Raw genomic sequence first — 16,757 nt, 5'->3', positions numbered from 1 at the left:
AGTCCGCTCAGTCGACGCGTCGGTCCCCGGCGTGGCGCGACAGGCCGCGCCCGTACCTCTCTGTCAGCTGCACCATGAGGTCGGGCGTCTCGCGGTCCAGTCCGAACACGTAGCCCGGGAAGTCGAGCTCCCGCTGGGCGGCCCAGATCTCCTCGTGCCGGTCCGGCGGGAGGATCTGCAGCGGGTCGCCCACCGCCACCCACGCGATCGGCACGACCGTGTCGGGCGGGAGCGTGGTGCGCAGATGCACGACGGCATTGATGCGCACTTCGCAGCGATCGCCGATGCGGGCGCCGTTGAACACGCGCGTGCCCGTGGCCAGGAACACCTCGTCGCCGACCGTCGCGCCCGAGACGCTGGCCATCGGGCCCACCAGCACGTGGTCGCCGATGTGGACCGGGTTGGTCGCGGTCGCCCGGATGAGCGCGTTCTCCATGACGATCACGTTCTGGCCCAGGGTGATGGCGCCGCCCTCCGCGGTGATGACCGCGCCGTGCAGCACCTGGCAGTCCGCGCCGATCTGGACGTCACCGCTGATCACGGCCGTCGGCGCGATCACCGCGTCGGGATGGATCCGGGGCTCGGCCCCGAGGTGCTCGAACCGCATGGCTCCTCCTGCCCGTCAGCGTAGTCCGCGTCAGCCCGTCAGCCGATAGACCGACACGTGGCCGGTGGACTCGCCGGTGAACTCCTCCCGCCGCCAGCCCGCCCAGCGGCTCTCGAGCGCGAAGCCTGCGAGACGTGCCATGAGATCCAGCTCGCTGGGCCAGATGTAGCGGTGGGGCGAGCGGCCGATGCGCGCCTCGCGACCGTCGGCGATCTCGGGGCCGAACCGCACGTGATGGGACGTGAGCCGCTGCGTCAGGGTGTCGACAGTGTCGACCAGCAGGTAGCCCGGCCGGCTGACCTCGACCGTGCCGGCGTGACCGGGGGCGAGCGCGCGCAGCTGCGGCACCCACAGCTCCACGACGAAGCGCCCGCCGGGGACGAGATGCCGAGCCGCGTTGTGGAAGCACTCGATCTGCTCGTCCTGCGTCAGCAGGTTCGAGATGGTGTTGAAGACGAGGTAGGCGAGCGTGAATCCCTCGCCGACCGACGAGGTGGCCATGTCGCCCTGCACGACGGGGATCTCGTCCTCACCGACCTTCTCGCGCAGTCGCGCGATCATCGCGTGGGAGAGCTCGATCCCGGTCACCGGCACGCCGGCCTCGTGCAGCGGGATCGCGACGCGACCGGTTCCGACGGCGAACTCCACCGCGGCGCCGCCACCGGCCAGCTCGGCCAGGGTCGCGACGGTCGGCCCGAGCACGTCGTCGGCGAACATGCCCTCGCCGGGGGTGTCGTACGCCTGGGCGACCTCGTCGTCCCACAGCCGCTGCTGATCGATCATCCCCTCATCGTGGGCGATCGCACGATGCCGGGTCAACGGCGCTCCCGACGGGCGTCGGCCGTCAGGGCGTCGGTGCGCCGTCGGCCGCCGGTGCCTCGGCCTTCTTCTCCGGCCAGAGCTGGTCGAGCAGCTGGCGCACCCACGCGATGAGATCGGCATCGGCCAGAGCCTCCCCGCCGGCTGTCGGCAGCGGCACCACGAGCGCGTCGCCGCCCGAGAGCAGCTTCGCCTTCGGGTACAGCCGCTGCAGCCGCACCCGCATCGAGTCGGGGAGGTGGGCGGGCGCTATGCGGAGGTTCGGTCCCATCGCGACCACGTCGGTGAGTCCGGTCTGGGCGGCGCGGCGTCGCAGGCGCGCCACGGCGAGCAGCCCCTCGACGTCGGCGGGGGGTTCGCCGTAGCGGTCGCTGAGCTCCTCGACGACGAGGTCGAGCGCATCGTCCTTTGCGGTGACGGATGCCGCGGCCGACAGCTTCTGGTAAGCCTCGAGGCGCAGCCGCTCGCTGTCGATGTACGAATCGGGGATGCGCGCCTGCACGGGCAGCTCGAGCCGGAGCTCCGCCGGTCCTTCGACGTCGTCGCCGCGGAACGCCGAGACCGCCTCGCCGATCATCCGCAGGTACAGGTCGAAGCCGACGCCCGCGATGTGCCCCGCCTGCTCGGCGCCGAGCAGGTTGCCGGCGCCGCGGATCTCGAGGTCCTTCAGGGCGACCTGTATGCCGCTGCCGAGGTCGTTGTTGACCGCGATCGTCTCGAGGCGATCGGCCGCGGTCTCGCTCAGCGGCTTGAGCTCGTCGTAGAGGAAGTACGCGTACGCCCGCTCGCGCGCACGGCCGACGCGACCGCGCAGCTGATGCAGCTGCGAGAGGCCGTACTTGTCGGCACGGTCGATGATGATCGTGTTGGCGTTGGCGATGTCGAGGCCGGTCTCGATGATCGTGGTCGAGACCAGCACGTCGGCTCTGCGCTCCCAGAAGTCGTCGACGACCTGCTCCAGCTGATGCTCCCCCATCTGGCCGTGCGCCACGGCGATGCGCGCCTCGGGCACGAGCTCGGCCAGGTCCGTGGCGATGCGCTGGATGGACTGCACCCGGTTGTGCACGTAGAAGATCTGTCCCTCGCGCAGCAGTTCACGCCGGATCGCCGCGGCGATCTGCTTGTCGTTGCGAGGCCCGACGAACGTGAGGATCGGATGCCGGTCCTCCGGCGGCGTCTGCAGCGTCGACATCTCGCGGATGCCGGTGACGGCCATCTCGAGGGTGCGCGGGATCGGAGTCGCGCTCATCGCGAGGATGTCGACGTTGGTCTTGAGCTTCTTGAGGGTGTCCTTGTGCTCGACGCCGAATCGCTGCTCCTCGTCGATGATCATGAGTCCGAGGTCTTTGAACAGCACCTTCTCGGTGAGGATGCGGTGGGTGCCGATCACCATGTCGACCGTGCCGTCGGCAAGGCCCGCGACGACCTCGCGCGCCTGCTTGTCGGTCTGGAAGCGGGAGAGCGCCTTCACCTTGACGGGGAAGCCTGCGAACCGCTCGGTGAACGTCTCGATGTGCTGCTTGACCAGCAGGGTGGTCGGCACCAGCATCGCGACCTGCTTGCCCTCCTGGATCGCCTTGAACGACGCGCGCACGGCGACCTCGGTCTTGCCGAACCCGACGTCGCCCGACAGGAGCCGGTCCATCGGCACCGGCTTCTCCATGTCGGCCTTGACCTCGTCGATCGTCTGCAGCTGGTCGGGGGTCTCGGCGAAAGGGAACGCCTCCTCGAGCTCGCGCTGCCAGGGCGTGTCGGGTCCGAAGGCGTAGCCCTTTGCGGCCATGCGCGCGGAGTAGAGCTTCACCAGCTCGACGGCGATGTCGCGCACGGCCTTGCGCGCACGGCCCTTCGCCGCCGCCCAGTCGCTGCCGCCCATCTTGGACAGCGCGGGCGCCTCTCCGCCGACGTAGCGGGAGAGGAGATCGAGCTGGTCGGTGGGGACCAGCAGCTTGTCGCCCGGGAAGCCGCGCTTGGACGGGGCGTATTCGATCACGAGGTATTCGCGCACGCTCTTGACCGGGTTGCGCCCACCGCTGGACACCTCGCGCTGCTGGAGTTCGACGAACCGGCCGATGCCATGGGTCACGTGCACGACGTGGTCGCCGGCCTTGAGCTGGATCGGGTCGACGACGTTCTTGCGCCGCGAGGCGAGCTTCTTCACGACGCGCTGGTCGCCGCCGATCGTGCGGCCGTAGAACTCGGTCTCGGTGAGGACGGCGAGCTTCGCGTCCGCCGCTTCGAAGCCGCGCTCCAGCACCGAGGTCACGAGGTGGGCCACACCGGGTTCAGGCGCCGAGTGGATGTCGCCGACCTTGCGCGCGGCGATCCCTCGTTCGGCGAGCACGTCGCGTGCGCGCTCGACGAGACCCGTTCCGGATGCCGCGACCACGACACGCCAGCCGTCGGCGAGGAGGGCGCCCACGTGCTCGGTCGCGCCGTCGACGTTGCCGTGGAACGAGGGCACTGCTGTCCCGGGCACACGGATCGCGGCGGCGGCCTCGAGGGCGCTGTCGATGTCGAGGAGTCCCTCGGCGGCGGCATCCGCCTCTCCCGAGTCGAAGGCGCTCAGCGACCACCACACCTGTCGTCGCGCACGAGCCGCCTCGCGGAGCGCGGGGAGCGTGAGGAAGTCGCCCGCGCCCAGATCGATGGGAGTGCTGGCACCCGCGGTGGCGGCGCTCCACGCAGCCTCGAGGAACTCGCGGTTCGTCTCGCCGAGCGTGATGGCACGCGCCACAGCGCGCTCGGGATCGACCAGCGCGACCGCGGAGCCCTCGGGCAGATAGTCCACGAGGGTCACAAGGCGGTCGGAGACAGCGGGCAGCAGCGACTCCATGCCCTCGACCGGGATGCCCTCCGACATCCGCTCGAGCATGCCGGCGAGGCTGGGGAACTCGTCCTTGAGCTGCCGGGCGCGCCCGCGCACCGCCTCGGTGAGCAGCAGTTCACGGCTCGCGATGAGCGAGACCTCGCGCACCTCACCGGGCAGGGAGCGCTGATCGGCGACGGAGAACGCCCGGATCTGGTCGACCTCGTCGCCGAAGAACTCGATGCGGTAGGGGTGGGCCGCCGTCGGCGGGAAGATGTCGAGGATGCCGCCACGCACCGCGAACTCGCCCCGGCGCGACACCATGTCGACGCGGTGGTAGGCCAGCTCGACCAGCCGGAGGACGACGTCGCCCAGTTCGTGGCCACGCTCGCCCACCGCGAGATCGATGGGCGCAACGTCGGTCAATCCCGCCGCGAGCGGCTGGATCGCGCCCCGCACCGATGCGGTGACGACGAGCGGTGTCTCGCCCGACCAGCGGCCGACACGGCCGAGGACCTCCAGTCGGTTCCCGACGATCTCGGGGCTCGGACTGAGACGCTCGTGCGGCAGCGTCTCCCACGCCGGGAAGTGCAGCACCTCGGCTCCGGGGAGCAGTGCGCCCAAGGCCGGCCCGATCGACTCGGCTCGACGCCCGGTCGGCGTGATCAGGAGGATCGCCGGGGGCCTTCCTGCGGCGCGGCGCCTCTCGAGCAGGGCGGCCAGCAGTGGGGCGTCGAGGCCCTCCACGAGGGAGAAGTCGCCGTCGACGGATGCGGCGGCCGCGGCATCCTGGAACGACGAGGCCTGTTCGAGGGCGCGCACGATCCCGGGAACTGTCACCGGACGAGTCTATGCGGTACCGCCGACACGCGAGGCTCGTCGCGGGCGCCGAGCCGACACCGAGACGACCTCGAAAGGTCGGAGTGACGGAGCCGAACGGCACGTGGGGCGGGCGTCGGACGCCTCGTAGGATGAGCGCGTGAGCGACCCCGCCGAGCAGACGAACCCGCAGCCCCCGCACGCACAGCCTCCGGCAGCCGAGGCGCCGCCGGCCCCCAGTGGGTGGGCCGCACCGAGCGCACCGCCCTTCGGAACCCCGACCGCTCCCCCGGCGCAGGCCTACGCGATGCCCGCGGGCTACGCGCCGCCTGCCGGCTATGCGCCGGGTGCGCAGCGGCCGCCGGGATCAGCTCCCGGCTACGGATCGGCCCGCGCCGCCGCTCGACCCATGGGTCGCGGCCTCGGCGTGGTGGCGCTGGTCGTCGCCGTCATCGCGACCGTCGGGGCGGCGCTCGTAGCCGCCGTCGCCGCCTTCGCCATCGGAGTGGGGACGGGGCGCGAGATCGCCCTCATGCCCCGCGGGGGCGACTTCGAGTGGGCGGCGCTCGCGCCGGTCCGCGACTCGGTCCTCCTGGCCGAGGTGGCCTTCTGGGTCGGCACGGCGCTCGGCCTGTGGGCCCTCGTGCAGGGCGTGATCGCGATGGTGAAGGATCGCGGCCGCGGCTTCGCCATCGCGGCGGTGGTGATCGCCGCGCTCGGGCCGGTGCTCTTCTTCGTCGTGCTCCAGGGCTTCCTCAGCGCGGGCTACGCCGCCGGATCCAGCATCGGAGGCTGACCCGCCCGACCTGACCGTGCCCGCCCGCGCCGGTCAGGCCCGCGGCGCGTGGTGCTTCTGCTGCGCGGCGACGAGTCCGTCGCTAACGAGCTGCTCGACAGCGTCCGCAGCATCCGCCAGCAGGATCGGGAGGTTCTTGCGCTCGCTCGCGCCGAACGGATCGAGCACCCAGTCCGCCGGGTCCTGCCGGCCGGGCGGACGACCGATCCCCACGCGGACGCGGGCGAACTCCGCCGAATCCAGAGCCTTCGCGACGTCGCGGACGCCGTTGTGACCGCCGTGCCCGCCGCCCGTCTTCAGCTTGATGGTGTCGAAGGGAATGTCGAGCTCGTCGTGCACGACCACGACGCGCGCGGGATCGACGCCGTAGAAGCTGGCGAGTCCGGCCACCGGACCCCCCGACACGTTCATGAACGTGTTCGGCTTGGCCAGGATCAGCTTCGCCGCCCCGGGACGCAGCCACGTCTCGACGACGCGCGCGTTCGCCTTGTGCGCGCGGAACGACTCGCCGCGACGCGCCGCGAGCTCGTCGACCACGAGCTGGCCCACGTTGTGCCGGGTGAGCTCGTAACGGGGTCCGGGGTTGCCCAGACCGACGATCAGCCACGCCTCTGCCATGTGCTGCCTGTCCCTTCCGACGACGAAGCCCGTCCCTTCAGTATCGGGGACGGGCTTCGACGGATGCTGCGGTGAGCCCTTACTCGGACTCGGCCTCCTTGGCCTCCTCGGCCTCCTCGGCCTGCTCGGCGGCGACCTCGGCGTCGGCAGCGGCGATCTCGTCCTCGGCGGCGAGCGTGGCCGACGGGACGGAGATCGCGATGATCAGGGTCTCGGGGTCGACCGCGAGCGAGGCGCCCTTGGGGAGCGTGAGGTCGGCGGCGGTGATGTGCGTGCCCTCCTCGAGTCCCTCGACGTCGAGCTCGATGCGCTCGGGGATGTGCGTGGCCTCGACCTCGAGCAGGACGGTGTTGGCGTCCTGGGCGGCGATCGTGCCGGGGGCGGGCTCGCCGGTGACCGTGATCGGGACGTCGACCTGGATCTTCTCGCCCTTCTTCACGACGAGGAGGTCGATGTGCTCGATGACCTGGTGCACGGGGTCCTTCTGGACGTCCTTGACCAGCGTGAGCTGGTGGGTGCCGTTGACGTCGAGCTCGAGCACGACGTTCGCGCGGCGGATGAGCAGCGCGATCTGGTGGCCCGGGAGGGCGACGTGGACGGGCTCGGTGCCGTGACCGTAGATGACGGCGGGGATCTTGCCGGCGGCGCGGAGGCGGCGGGCGTATCCCTTTCCGAAGTTCTCGCGGATCTCGGCGTGGACCTTGGTGTCGGTCTCGGTCGACATGGTTTCTCCTCGCGGGCGTGAGCCCGTTCTGATCGCGGGTCCGCGCGTGTGGCGGGCCCAGGTATGTGGGGTGTTTCAACTCGAACGCGAACGCGTGAGGAAAGCCGTGGGCCTGCTCCACTGCGTCGATCACGGATGCCGCACCCCGCCGAAACCGGCCGGTGCGAGGCATCCCTCGCCGAAGTTCGGGTACGAGTCTACCAGGGGGCCGAATAGGATGAGGAACGCACCCGATCGACCCCTGGAGGACCCGATGGAATACGGCTTTCTGTCTCACGCGCTGCTCTGGCTGATCGGGGCGATGGCCGCGGTCGGCGGTCTGCTGACGATCGGCGCGTTCTGGTCGATGGGCCGCGCGAGCTACCGCAAGGACTGAGGCCTCTCCGCCTCACATCCGACCGCGCACGGCGGTGAGAAGCGCGCTACGGGCGTGTAACACGGACGGGCCAGACTCTAGGCTGGAACCCTCCCCTTCTCGAACTCCAGGAGTGCGTGTGTCTCAGAGCGACCCCTCGGCGCAGACGAACATCTCGTCCGATCGCGACGACCAGCCCGGTTCGACGCGCGAGCACGAAGGGGCGCCGCGCCCCGAGGAAGTCTCGCGCCCGATCCCCGAGCCCACCGGCCCCGACGGGGCCTCCGCTGCCCGCGCGAACATCGGCGTCGTCGGCCTGGCGGTGATGGGGTCCAACCTCGCCCGCAACCTCGCGAGCCGCGAGGGCAACACGGTCGCGATCTACAACCGCAGTCACGAGAAGACCGACACGCTGCTCGCGGAGCACCCCGAGGCCGAATTCGTGCCCGCGTTCTCGTACGAGGAGTTCGCCGCGTCGCTGCACAAGCCGCGCACCGCGATCATCATGGTCAAGGCGGGCCGCGGCACGGATGCCGTCATCGACGCGCTCGTGGACGTGTTCGAGCCGGGCGACATCATCGTCGACGGCGGCAATGCGCTGTTCACCGACACGATCCGCCGCGAGAAGGCCGTCCGCGAGACGGGCATCAACTTCGTCGGCGCCGGCATCTCCGGCGGGGAGGAAGGGGCGCTCAACGGCCCGTCGATCATGCCCGGCGGCTCGGACGAGTCCTGGGTCACGCTCGGACCGATTCTGCGCTCGATCGCCGCCGTCGCCGAGGGCGAGCCGTGCGTCACGCACATCGGCCACGACGGCGCCGGCCATTTCGTGAAGATGGTGCACAACGGCATCGAGTACGCCGACATGCAGCTCATCGCCGAGGCCTACGATCTGATCCGCCGCGGCACCGGCAAGAGCCCCGCCGAGATCGCCGACGTGTTCGCCCAGTGGAACGGCGGCGAGCTCGAGTCCTACCTCATCGAGATCACCGCCGAGGTGCTGCGCCAGGTCGACGCCGAGACCGGCGCTCCGCTGGTCGACGTGATCCTCGACCAGGCCGGCGCAAAGGGCACCGGCGCGTGGACGGTGCAGACCGCCCTCGACCTGGGCGTTCCCGTCTCCGGCATCGCCGAAGCCGTGTTCGCGCGGTCGCTGTCCAGCCACCCCGAGCAGCGGGCCGTCTCCGGCGACCTGCCCGGCCCGGCCGAAGGCCTGTCGGTCGACGACGCCGAGGCGTTCATCGAGGACGTCCGGCTCGCGCTCTACGCCTCGAAGATCGTCGCGTACTCGCAGGGCTTCGACGAGATCCGCGCCGGAGCCGCCCAGTACGACTGGCAGATCGACCTCGGCGCCGTCTCGAAGATCTGGCGCGGCGGCTGCATCATCCGCGCGCAGTTCCTGAACCGCATCGCCGACGCCTACGCCGCGACCCCCGAACTGCCCGTCCTGCTCACCGCGCCGTACTTCGTCGAGGCCCTCGGACGCGCGCAGGCCGCCTGGCGCCGCGTCGTCCAGATCGCCGCAGGCTCCGGCATCCCGGCCCCCGCGTTCTCGTCGTCACTGGCCTACTACGACGGCCTCCGTGCGAAGCGCCTCCCCGCCGCTCTGGTGCAGGGCCAGCGCGACTTCTTCGGCGCCCACACCTACCAGCGCGTCGACAAGCCCGGCACGTTCCACACGCTGTGGTCGGGCGACCGCACCGAGATCGAGGCCGAAGACACCCACTGAGCGCAGCCGCGCCGTGCACGAAGCCCCCGCCTGCCGGCGGGGGCTTCGTCGTCTGGCCGGTCAGGCCGGGGCGATGTTGTGGTTGCGGCAGAACAGGTTCTGCGGATCGTACTGGCGCTTCACCTGGGCGAGCCGCGCCATCGCCTCGGGCGAGAACATGCGCGTGACGAGCCCCGGATCGGTGGACGGGGTGAAGTTGCCGTAGAGGGCGGCGCCGAGCGCCTCGATCGCATCCCACTCCGCCTGGATGAGGGGGCGGTTGCCGTCGTGCACGAGTCCGGGCACGTCGAACGCTCCCGCCATGGCGAACCAGGTGGCCTCGCGGGCGGGGAAGGCGGTGGCGTCCTGTGCGACGTCACCGAACGCCCCTCCGAGCGAACGCAGGAACAGCACCGACGCCGCGTTGGCCTCGCGGAAAGCCACCAGCCGCTCGATGGCCTCGTCGGTCAGGTCGCCGAGAAGGGTGTTGCCGCCGACGAACCCCGGCATGGGCTGATCGGGATCGGCGGCGGGCATCTCCATGAGGATGTCGGGATAGGAGCGCACCCCGAGCTCGGTCTCGGTGACGCCGTCGAGGGCGTACAGCGGCGCCAGCGCCGCCCGGGCGGCCGCTTCGTCGTCGCCGATCCAGCAGGCGCTGATCGTGGCGCCCGGAGGCGCGCTCGGATCCATCGGCGGGACGTGCATGTACGTGACCGTGAGCTCGCGGGGTGCGACCTTCATCGTGTCGCGAAGGGCGCGCAGCACCGGTCGGGCGTCGCCGCCGACGCCCAGGGTCGCGAACACCACGTGCGAGAGCGGGTGCGCACGGAAGTCGAACCGGGTGACGACGCCGAAATTGCCGCCCCCGCCGCGTAGCGCCCACCACAGGTCGGGGTGGGAGTCCGCGTTCACCTCGAGCACGTCGCCGCGCGCCGTCACCAGCTGCGCGCCCACCAGCTGGTCGGCGGCGAGGCCCCACGCCCGCACCATCCAGCCGATCCCGCCGCCGAGGGTGAGGCCGCCGACCCCGACCGAGGCCGTGTCGCCCGAGCTGATGCCGAGCCCGTGCTCGGCGAGCGCGTGCGCGACCGCACCCCACGTCGCGCCGCCCCCGACGTGCACGAGTGTGCCGTCGACGCGGATCTCGTCGATCGCGTCGAGGTCGAGTGTCACGCCGCCGGGCACGGCGCCCCACGCGCTGTGCCCCCCGCCGCGCACCATGACATCGAGGCGCTCGGATGCCGCGTACCGGAGCGCTGCGCGGACGTCGTCGACACTGGACGCGCGCACGATGACGGTCGGCTCGCCGATGCCGGAGTGGAAGGCGCGGGCGGCGTCCCATTCGTCGTCGCCCGGGTGCACGACCGTGCCGGTCGTGAGGTCGCTGAGGGAGATATCGGTCACCCGCGCCACGGTAACGGCCGCTGCCGACATCGCGCTACCCGTTCTAGGGTCGGAGCATGACGACCACGCGTGTGCTCTACATCGGCGGAACCGGGACCATCAGCGCGGCGTGCGTGAGGCGCAGCGTCGGGGCGGGCCACGACGTCACGGTCCTCAACCGCGGCTCCTCGCGCCGGCCGCTCCCGGACGGCGTGCGCGAGATCGTCGCCGACGTCCGCGATGCCGCCGCCGTGCGCGAGGCCGTCGGCACGACCGAGTACGACGTCGTCGCCGACTTCCTGTCGTTCACGCCGTCGCACGTGAGCACCGCCCTGAACCTGTTCGAGGCCCGCACCGGGCAGTACGTCTTCGTCAGCTCGGCATCCGCATACGAGAAGCCGCCGCGCCGTCTCCCGGTGACGGAATCGACACCGCTGCGCAACCCGTACTGGCAGTACTCGCGCGACAAGATCGCGTGCGAGGACCTGCTCGTCGCCGCCCACCGGGACCGCGGCCTGCCGGTCACGATCGTGCGGCCCTCCCACACCTACGACGCGAGCTCGATCCCGACGCTCGGCGGCTGGACGGACATCGCCCGCATGCGCGCCGGCCGGCCGGTCGTCATCCACGGCGACGGCACGAGCCTGTGGACCATCACGCACGCCGACGACTTCGCCGTCGCGTTCGCCGGGCTGCTCGGCCACCCCCAGGCCATCGGCGACGCCTTCACGATCACGGGCTCGCACGCGCCGGCGTGGAACACGATCTACGGCTGGCTGGCCGACGCGGCCGGGGTCGCGTCGCCGGACTTCGTGCACGTGGCGTCCGACACCATCGCCGCCTTCGCGCCCGAGCTCGGCCCCACGCTCATCGGCGACAAGGCGCACTCGATGATCTTCGACAACAGCAAGGTCACCGCTCTCGTGCCGGAGTCTCGCACCACGATCCTCTTCGACGAAGGTGCGCGACGGATCGTCGCGCACCACGACGCCCACCCCGAGCTGCAGCGGACCGACGAGGGCCGCGACGCGCTGTTCGATCGCATCGCGGCCCACGCCCGCACCGCCGGGTGATGCTCAGCGCGTGATGTCGCGCACCGTCCCCCGCTCGAGGCGCAGGCGTCGGCGCGCCCGCTGCGCGACGGCCGAATCGTGGGTGACCACGATGAGCGTCAGCCCCTCGGCGCACAGCCCTTCGAGCACGCCGAGGATCTCGTCGCGCATGGACTCGTCGAGGTTGCCCGTCGGCTCGTCGGCGAGAAGCACCCGCGGGCGCTTGACGATCGCACGGGCGATCGCGACGCGCTGCTGCTGACCGCCTGAGAGCTCCGCCGGCCGATGATCGGACCGGTCGTCCAGGCCGACGTGCGCGAGCGCCTCCGCCACCCGTTCGGCGCGCTCCGCGGCGGGCAGTCGCAGTGGCTCGAGCGCCATGTCGACGTTCTCGGCGGCCGTGAGCGTCGGGATGAGGTTGAACCCCTGGAACACGAACCCGATGTCGCGGGCGCGGACGTGTCCGAGCTCGGCGTCGGACGCTTTCGCGAGGTCCACGTCGCCCAGCACGACCGCCCCGTCCGTCGGTCGGTCCAGGGCGCCCAGCAGCTGCAGCAGCGTGGACTTACCGCCGCCCGTCGGACCCTGGATGGTGACGAAGTCCCCCGGGGCGATGTCGAGGTCGACGCCCGCGAGCGCCTTCACGATGCGGTCCTTCTGACGGTAGGTGCGGGTCACGCCCGCGAGCCGGTAGAGCACGGGGGACGCAGCATCCGCCCCCGCATCGAGCCCGGTGTCGATCATGGTCATGGTGCGTTCTCCTGTCATGTGCGCGGTGGCCGTCGCGTCTGCGGTGGTCGATTCGTTCATCGGATGCCTCACCCCACCGATCGCAGTGCTTCGGCCGGGCTGAGGCGAGCGGCGCGCCAGCCGCCGAACGCTCCGGCCACGAGCCCGCCGAGGACGGCGAGTCCGAGCGCGGCCGCGACGACCCAGAGGGTGACGGGCGCCTGGAGCACGATCTCGGTCGTCTGCGACGAGAGCAGGTTCCCCATGCCGCCGCCGGGGCCGACCATCGTGTCGGCACCTGGTCCGCCCGGTGTGACGGGGCCGGCCGCCGGCGACGTCGAGATCGTCGGCGAAACGAGGTTGATGATCGCGATGCCGGCGAAGCCGAGCACGAGCCCGGCGGCGCCGCCCAGAAGTCCCTGGACGAGCGATTCCCCCGCGACCTGACCGACCACGCGTCCGTTGGACCAGCCGATGGCCTTGAGCGTGCCGAACTCGCGCGTGCGGCGCGAGACTCCCGAGATCGTGAAGAGCACGGCGAGCGCGAGCGCGACGGCCAGCACGATGACGGAGAGCCAGGTGCCCAGGCTCGTGATGAGCGACGAGGCGCTGGACAGCGACCCCGACACCGTGGCGGCGAGGTCAGACTGCGAGCTCACGGTGGTCTCGGGCAGCGCCTCCTCGAGGTCCGCCTGCACGGTCGCGATCGCGTCGGACGACGCCGCCTGGACGTACACGGTGGACACGACGTCGCCGGCGCCCGAGAGCGCCTGGGCGACGTCGAGCGGGATGTAGACGTTCGCCGCCGTGTCGGCGTCGCTCGAGGTCGACGCGACGATCCCCACGACCTCGAAGTCCTCTCCGCCGACGTCGATGGCGTCGCCGACGGCGACCTCGGCGGTCGCGGCGTACGCGGCGTCGAGCACGGCGACGTTCTCTCCCGCGTCATCGGTCGCGAGGGCGCGGCCCTCGCTCACCGACACCGCCGAGAGCGGACCGACGGACGTCGTCGCCGGATCGATGCCGAGCACACTGAACGAGTCGACGCCGAACGATCCGCCGCCGAAGCCACCGCCATCGCCGCCGCCGTCCGGCGGCGCCTGGCCGGTCGTGCCGGACTCGGATCCCTCGGCCGGCCGCTGCGGCAGCTCGCCGGAGAAGGTCATGTTCGTGAGGCTGAGTGCACCGGATGCCGCCTCCACGCCGTCGACGGATGCGACGGTGTCGAGCGTGTCGGCCGCGAGCGTGGCGCGCATGGGCTCGCTGACCAGGCGCGACTGGCTCAGCTCGGTCGTGCCGTCATCCCCGGTCTCACCGCCGTCCTCGCCGAACTCGAACATCTGCCCGCGCCCTTCGCCGGGCTCCGCCATGGCTCCGGTCACGGTGAGGTCGGTGCCCACCCCGTAGACCGACTCCAGCGCCTCGGCCTGCGCGTCGCGCACCCCCGCCGCGAGCGAGTTCACGATCATCACCAGCGCGATCGCGATCGCGAGGCCGGCGGCCACGATGATCGTCTGCTTCTTGCGGCCGGCCAGCTCCCGCCGCAGATACGTTGCGTACATGGGTCTCCTCCCGGCCGGCGGGGTGCCGGCCGTCGAGGCGACGCTAGGGACGCTGTCGATGTGGGCCGCCAGCGGGAGCTATGAGGAACATATGGGCGCAGCATCCGCTCGCGCACGCGTACTCACAGCGCGCGCATAGCGCCCTCCATAGGAACCCCATAGGAACGAGAGCACAATGGGCCCATGACCAACGCCAGCCCTGCCCTTCTGCGTCCCGACGGCTCCGCACTGCGCGTGCTCGTCGTGGACGACGAGCAGATGCTCACCGACCTGCTGTCGATGGCGCTGCGGATGGAGGGCTGGGAGGTGCGCACCGCCGGGTCCGGGTTCGAGGCGCTCCAGTCCGCGCGCGAGTTCGCGCCCGACGCCATGGTGCTCGACATCATGATGCCCGACCTCGACGGGATGGCCGTGCTGCAGCGGCTGCGCCAATCCGGCGACGACGTGCCCGTGCTGTTCCTGACGGCGAAGGATGCCGTGAGCGACCGGGTCGCCGGCCTCACCGCCGGCGGCGACGACTACGTCACCAAGCCGTTCAGCCTCGAAGAGGTCGTCGCGCGCCTGCGCGGCCTCATGCGCCGCGCCGGCACCGCGCACGCCTCCGGTGCGGAGCCCATCCTGCGCGTCGCCGACCTCACTCTCAACGAGGACAGCCACGAGGTCGAGCGCAGCGGCGAGGAGATCGAGCTCACCGCCACCGAGTTCGAGCTCCTCCGTTACCTCATGCGCAACCAGCGGCGCGTGGTCTCCAAGGCGCAGATCCTCGACCGCGTCTGGAACTACGACTTCGGCGGACGCTCCAGCGTCGTCGAGCTCTACATCTCGTACCTGCGCAAGAAGATCGACCAGGGTCGGGAGCCGCTCATCCACACCGTCCGCGGTGTCGGGTACATGATCAAGGCCCCGCAGTGACCGACCTGCGCGCCGACGAGACCGCCGCGCCCAGCGCGGTTGGCGACGACGACCGCGCCGACAAGGCGGCGGATGCGCCGCGCGAGGCATCCGCTCGCCGTCCCTGGACGCTGCAGCGCAAGCTGATCGTCACAGTCGTGTCGATCACGTCGCTCATCATGGTGCTCGTCGGCGTCGCGACGAGCGCGATCCTCGGCGGTGTGCTCGAGGACGGGCTGAACACCCAGGTCAAGAACTCGCTGGAGCGCACCTCCGCGATGGTGCAGCGCCAGCTCGCGGCGGGGATGACCGCCGAGCAGATGCTCACAGAGCAGCCGCAGCAGCCCGGTTTCCTTCTCGCTGTGCAGTCGCCGGTGGGCGAGCCGACCGGTGCGGTCATGGGCGCGGACTCGTCGGTCACGCCGCTCACGGACTCCCAGATCGCCCAGCTCGCCGACGGTCTGGGCGGTGAGACGCCGCTCGTGGTCACCATCGACGATGTGGGCACCTTCCGTGTCGAGGGCCAGGCCTCACCGCAGGGAGCGGTCGTCGTGGGCATCTCGCGCGACCAGGTCGCGGCGAACATCGGGCGGATGCTCACCACGATCGGTCTTCTCACCGCGGGCGGGCTGATCCTGCTCGCCCTGGCCACCGCGTGGACGATCCGCGCGGGGCTCGCACCGCTGCGCGCTGTCGCGGACACGGCCGAGCGCGTCTCGAAGCTGCCGCTGGACCGCGGTGAGGTGACCATCGCCGAGCGCGTGCCGGCGGCGCAGGCCGACCCTCGCACCGAGATGGGACGCGTCGGCGAGGCCCTGAACACGCTGCTCGACCACGTCGACGAGTCACTCACCTCACGCCAGCGCAACGAGGAGCGCATGCGCAGCTTCGTCGCCGATGCCAGCCACGAGCTGCGGACGCCGCTGTCGTCCATCCGCGGCTACTCCGAGCTGTCGCTGCGCGCGCTGGCGAAGAACCACGCCCCGGCGACGATCGAGACGACCGAGGCGTCCCTCGAGCGCATCCAGGCGCAGTCGCTGCGCATGACGACCCTCGTCGAGGATCTGCTGCTGCTGGCCCGGCTCGATGAGGGGCAGGAGCTGGTCTACGGCACCGTGGACCTCACGCGCATCGCGGTCGAGGCGGTCGGCGACGCCCGGCCCGCCGGTCCCGACCACACGTGGGTGCTGGATGTGACCGACGAACCCGTGCAGATCGCGGGCGACACCGGCCGCCTGCATCAGGTCGTCGCGAACCTGCTCGCGAACGCGCGCACGCACACCCCCGCCGGCACGACGGTGACCGTCGCGGTCGCGCGTGTCGGCGACGGCGCCGTGCTCACCGTGCACGACGACGGACCCGGGATCGATCCGACGCTGCGCGAGGAGCTGTTCGAGCGCTTCTCACGCGGCGACCGCTCGCGGGCCCGTCAGACCGGCGGCACCGGCCTCGGGCTGTCGATCGCCCGCGCGATCGTCGACGCCCACGACGGCACGATCTCCGTGGCGAGCGAGCCGGGCGACACGACCTTCGAGGTGCGCCTGCCCGCGCGGCCCGTCGACTCGGTCTGACTTCGGCTGCGGTGCGGCCGGTGCGTAGCCCTGGCGGCTCGCAGACCCGGTCACGCTTGACTCGAGGATTCACACCCTCTCGAAATCGCATGTGACTTCGTGCTCACAGGCCATCCAGTGAGTTGCAACGCACCCGAGATCAACGGGACCTGGCGCCCGCATGCTCCCACGAGGGCCTGCGGCCATCCGTTTCCAGGGGCTACGGCTCGCATCCCCCATGTGAGTCCTGGCTCACAACTCGAGTGAGGGCCGCACGCTGCTCCGGAACCGACTGCTCTCGAGGGGTCAGTGTGACGATGAACTCACATCAC

The 16,757-nt window shown here is 71.2% G+C and carries 14 protein-coding genes; 6 read left to right on the top strand and 8 right to left on the bottom strand.

Features of this window, described 5'->3' with window-relative positions:
• Nucleotides 1–7: 7 nt before the first annotated feature.
• The 3 genes from ASD93_RS03785 to mfd all read right to left on the bottom strand — a co-directional run bounded on the left by ASD93_RS03785 (nt 8) and on the right by mfd (nt 5,075).
• Nucleotides 8–607, bottom strand: coding sequence for a gamma carbonic anhydrase family protein (locus ASD93_RS03785; RefSeq protein ID WP_056118740.1), 600 nt, complete (start codon nt 605–607; stop codon nt 8–10).
• 30 nt (nt 608–637) lie between these two features.
• Nucleotides 638–1,390 (bottom strand): class I SAM-dependent DNA methyltransferase, encoded by a 753-nt coding sequence (locus ASD93_RS03780; RefSeq protein ID WP_056118737.1) that lies wholly within the window; start codon nt 1,388–1,390, stop codon nt 638–640.
• A gap of 61 nt (nt 1,391–1,451) precedes the next feature.
• Complete coding sequence (gene mfd / locus ASD93_RS03775) at nt 1,452–5,075, bottom strand: transcription-repair coupling factor (RefSeq protein ID WP_200950574.1); 3,624 nt, start codon at nt 5,073–5,075, stop codon at nt 1,452–1,454.
• Between the two features lie 139 nt (nt 5,076–5,214).
• On the opposite strand from mfd, the gene ASD93_RS03770 reads away from it, so the two are divergent.
• Complete coding sequence (locus ASD93_RS03770; protein WP_056118734.1) at nt 5,215–5,850, top strand: hypothetical protein; 636 nt, start codon at nt 5,215–5,217, stop codon at nt 5,848–5,850.
• 33 nt (nt 5,851–5,883) lie between these two features.
• On the opposite strand, the gene pth is transcribed toward ASD93_RS03770, so the two are convergent.
• Nucleotides 5,884–6,468, bottom strand: coding sequence for an aminoacyl-tRNA hydrolase (gene pth, locus ASD93_RS03765; protein ID WP_056118730.1), 585 nt, complete (start codon nt 6,466–6,468; stop codon nt 5,884–5,886).
• Between the two features lie 79 nt (nt 6,469–6,547).
• Nucleotides 6,548–7,192, bottom strand: a complete 645-nt coding sequence (locus ASD93_RS03760) for a 50S ribosomal protein L25/general stress protein Ctc (RefSeq protein ID WP_056118727.1) — start codon at nt 7,190–7,192, stop codon at nt 6,548–6,550.
• 253 nt (nt 7,193–7,445) lie between these two features.
• Between ASD93_RS03760 and ASD93_RS16230 the strand changes: the two genes are divergently transcribed.
• Both ASD93_RS16230 and gndA read left to right on the top strand, forming a co-directional pair.
• A complete protein-coding gene (locus ASD93_RS16230; protein ID WP_268777946.1) occupies nt 7,446–7,568 on the top strand; it encodes a hypothetical protein in 123 nt (40 codons plus the stop codon).
• A 232-nt stretch (nt 7,569–7,800) separates the two neighbouring features.
• On the top strand, nt 7,801–9,276 hold the full coding sequence (gene gndA, locus ASD93_RS03755) for an NADP-dependent phosphogluconate dehydrogenase (RefSeq protein ID WP_268777947.1): 1,476 nt from the start codon (nt 7,801–7,803) through the stop codon (nt 9,274–9,276).
• A 60-nt stretch (nt 9,277–9,336) separates the two neighbouring features.
• Here gndA and ASD93_RS03750 read toward each other — a convergent pair whose 3' ends face one another.
• Complete coding sequence (locus tag ASD93_RS03750) at nt 9,337–10,662, bottom strand: FAD-binding oxidoreductase (RefSeq protein WP_235566863.1); 1,326 nt, start codon at nt 10,660–10,662, stop codon at nt 9,337–9,339.
• Nucleotides 10,663–10,718: 56 nt separating this feature from the next.
• Here ASD93_RS03750 and ASD93_RS03745 point away from each other — a divergent pair, with 56 nt between their 5' ends.
• Entirely contained in the window at nt 10,719–11,714 is a 996-nt protein-coding gene (locus ASD93_RS03745; protein WP_056118721.1) for an NAD-dependent epimerase/dehydratase family protein, read from the top strand.
• 3 nt (nt 11,715–11,717) lie between these two features.
• Here ASD93_RS03745 and ASD93_RS03740 read toward each other — a convergent pair whose 3' ends face one another.
• Both ASD93_RS03740 and ASD93_RS03735 read right to left on the bottom strand, forming a co-directional pair.
• Nucleotides 11,718–12,443: an ABC transporter ATP-binding protein gene (locus ASD93_RS03740; protein ID WP_056119185.1), complete on the bottom strand. Its 726-nt coding sequence runs from the start codon at nt 12,441–12,443 to the stop codon at nt 11,718–11,720.
• Between the two features lie 68 nt (nt 12,444–12,511).
• Nucleotides 12,512–13,984 (bottom strand): ABC transporter permease, encoded by a 1,473-nt coding sequence (locus ASD93_RS03735; protein ID WP_056118718.1) that lies wholly within the window; start codon nt 13,982–13,984, stop codon nt 12,512–12,514.
• Nucleotides 13,985–14,167: 183 nt separating this feature from the next.
• Between ASD93_RS03735 and ASD93_RS03730 the strand changes: the two genes are divergently transcribed.
• Nucleotides 14,168–14,896 carry a response regulator transcription factor gene (locus ASD93_RS03730; protein ID WP_056118715.1) on the top strand — a complete coding sequence of 243 codons (729 nt, stop codon included), beginning with the start codon at nt 14,168–14,170 and terminating at the stop codon, nt 14,894–14,896.
• Nucleotides 14,893–16,446: a sensor histidine kinase gene (locus ASD93_RS03725; RefSeq protein WP_321163616.1), complete on the top strand. Its 1,554-nt coding sequence runs from the start codon at nt 14,893–14,895 to the stop codon at nt 16,444–16,446. The genes ASD93_RS03730 and ASD93_RS03725 overlap by 4 nt, the downstream gene beginning before the upstream one ends.
• Nucleotides 16,447–16,757: the final 311 nt, after the last annotated feature.

This window comes from Microbacterium sp. Root180 (genome assembly GCF_001428485.1).
Classification (GTDB): domain Bacteria; phylum Actinomycetota; class Actinomycetes; order Actinomycetales; family Microbacteriaceae; genus Microbacterium.
Note: the sequence above shows the minus strand (reverse complement) of the source record. Positions and strands in the feature narration are given on the sequence as shown.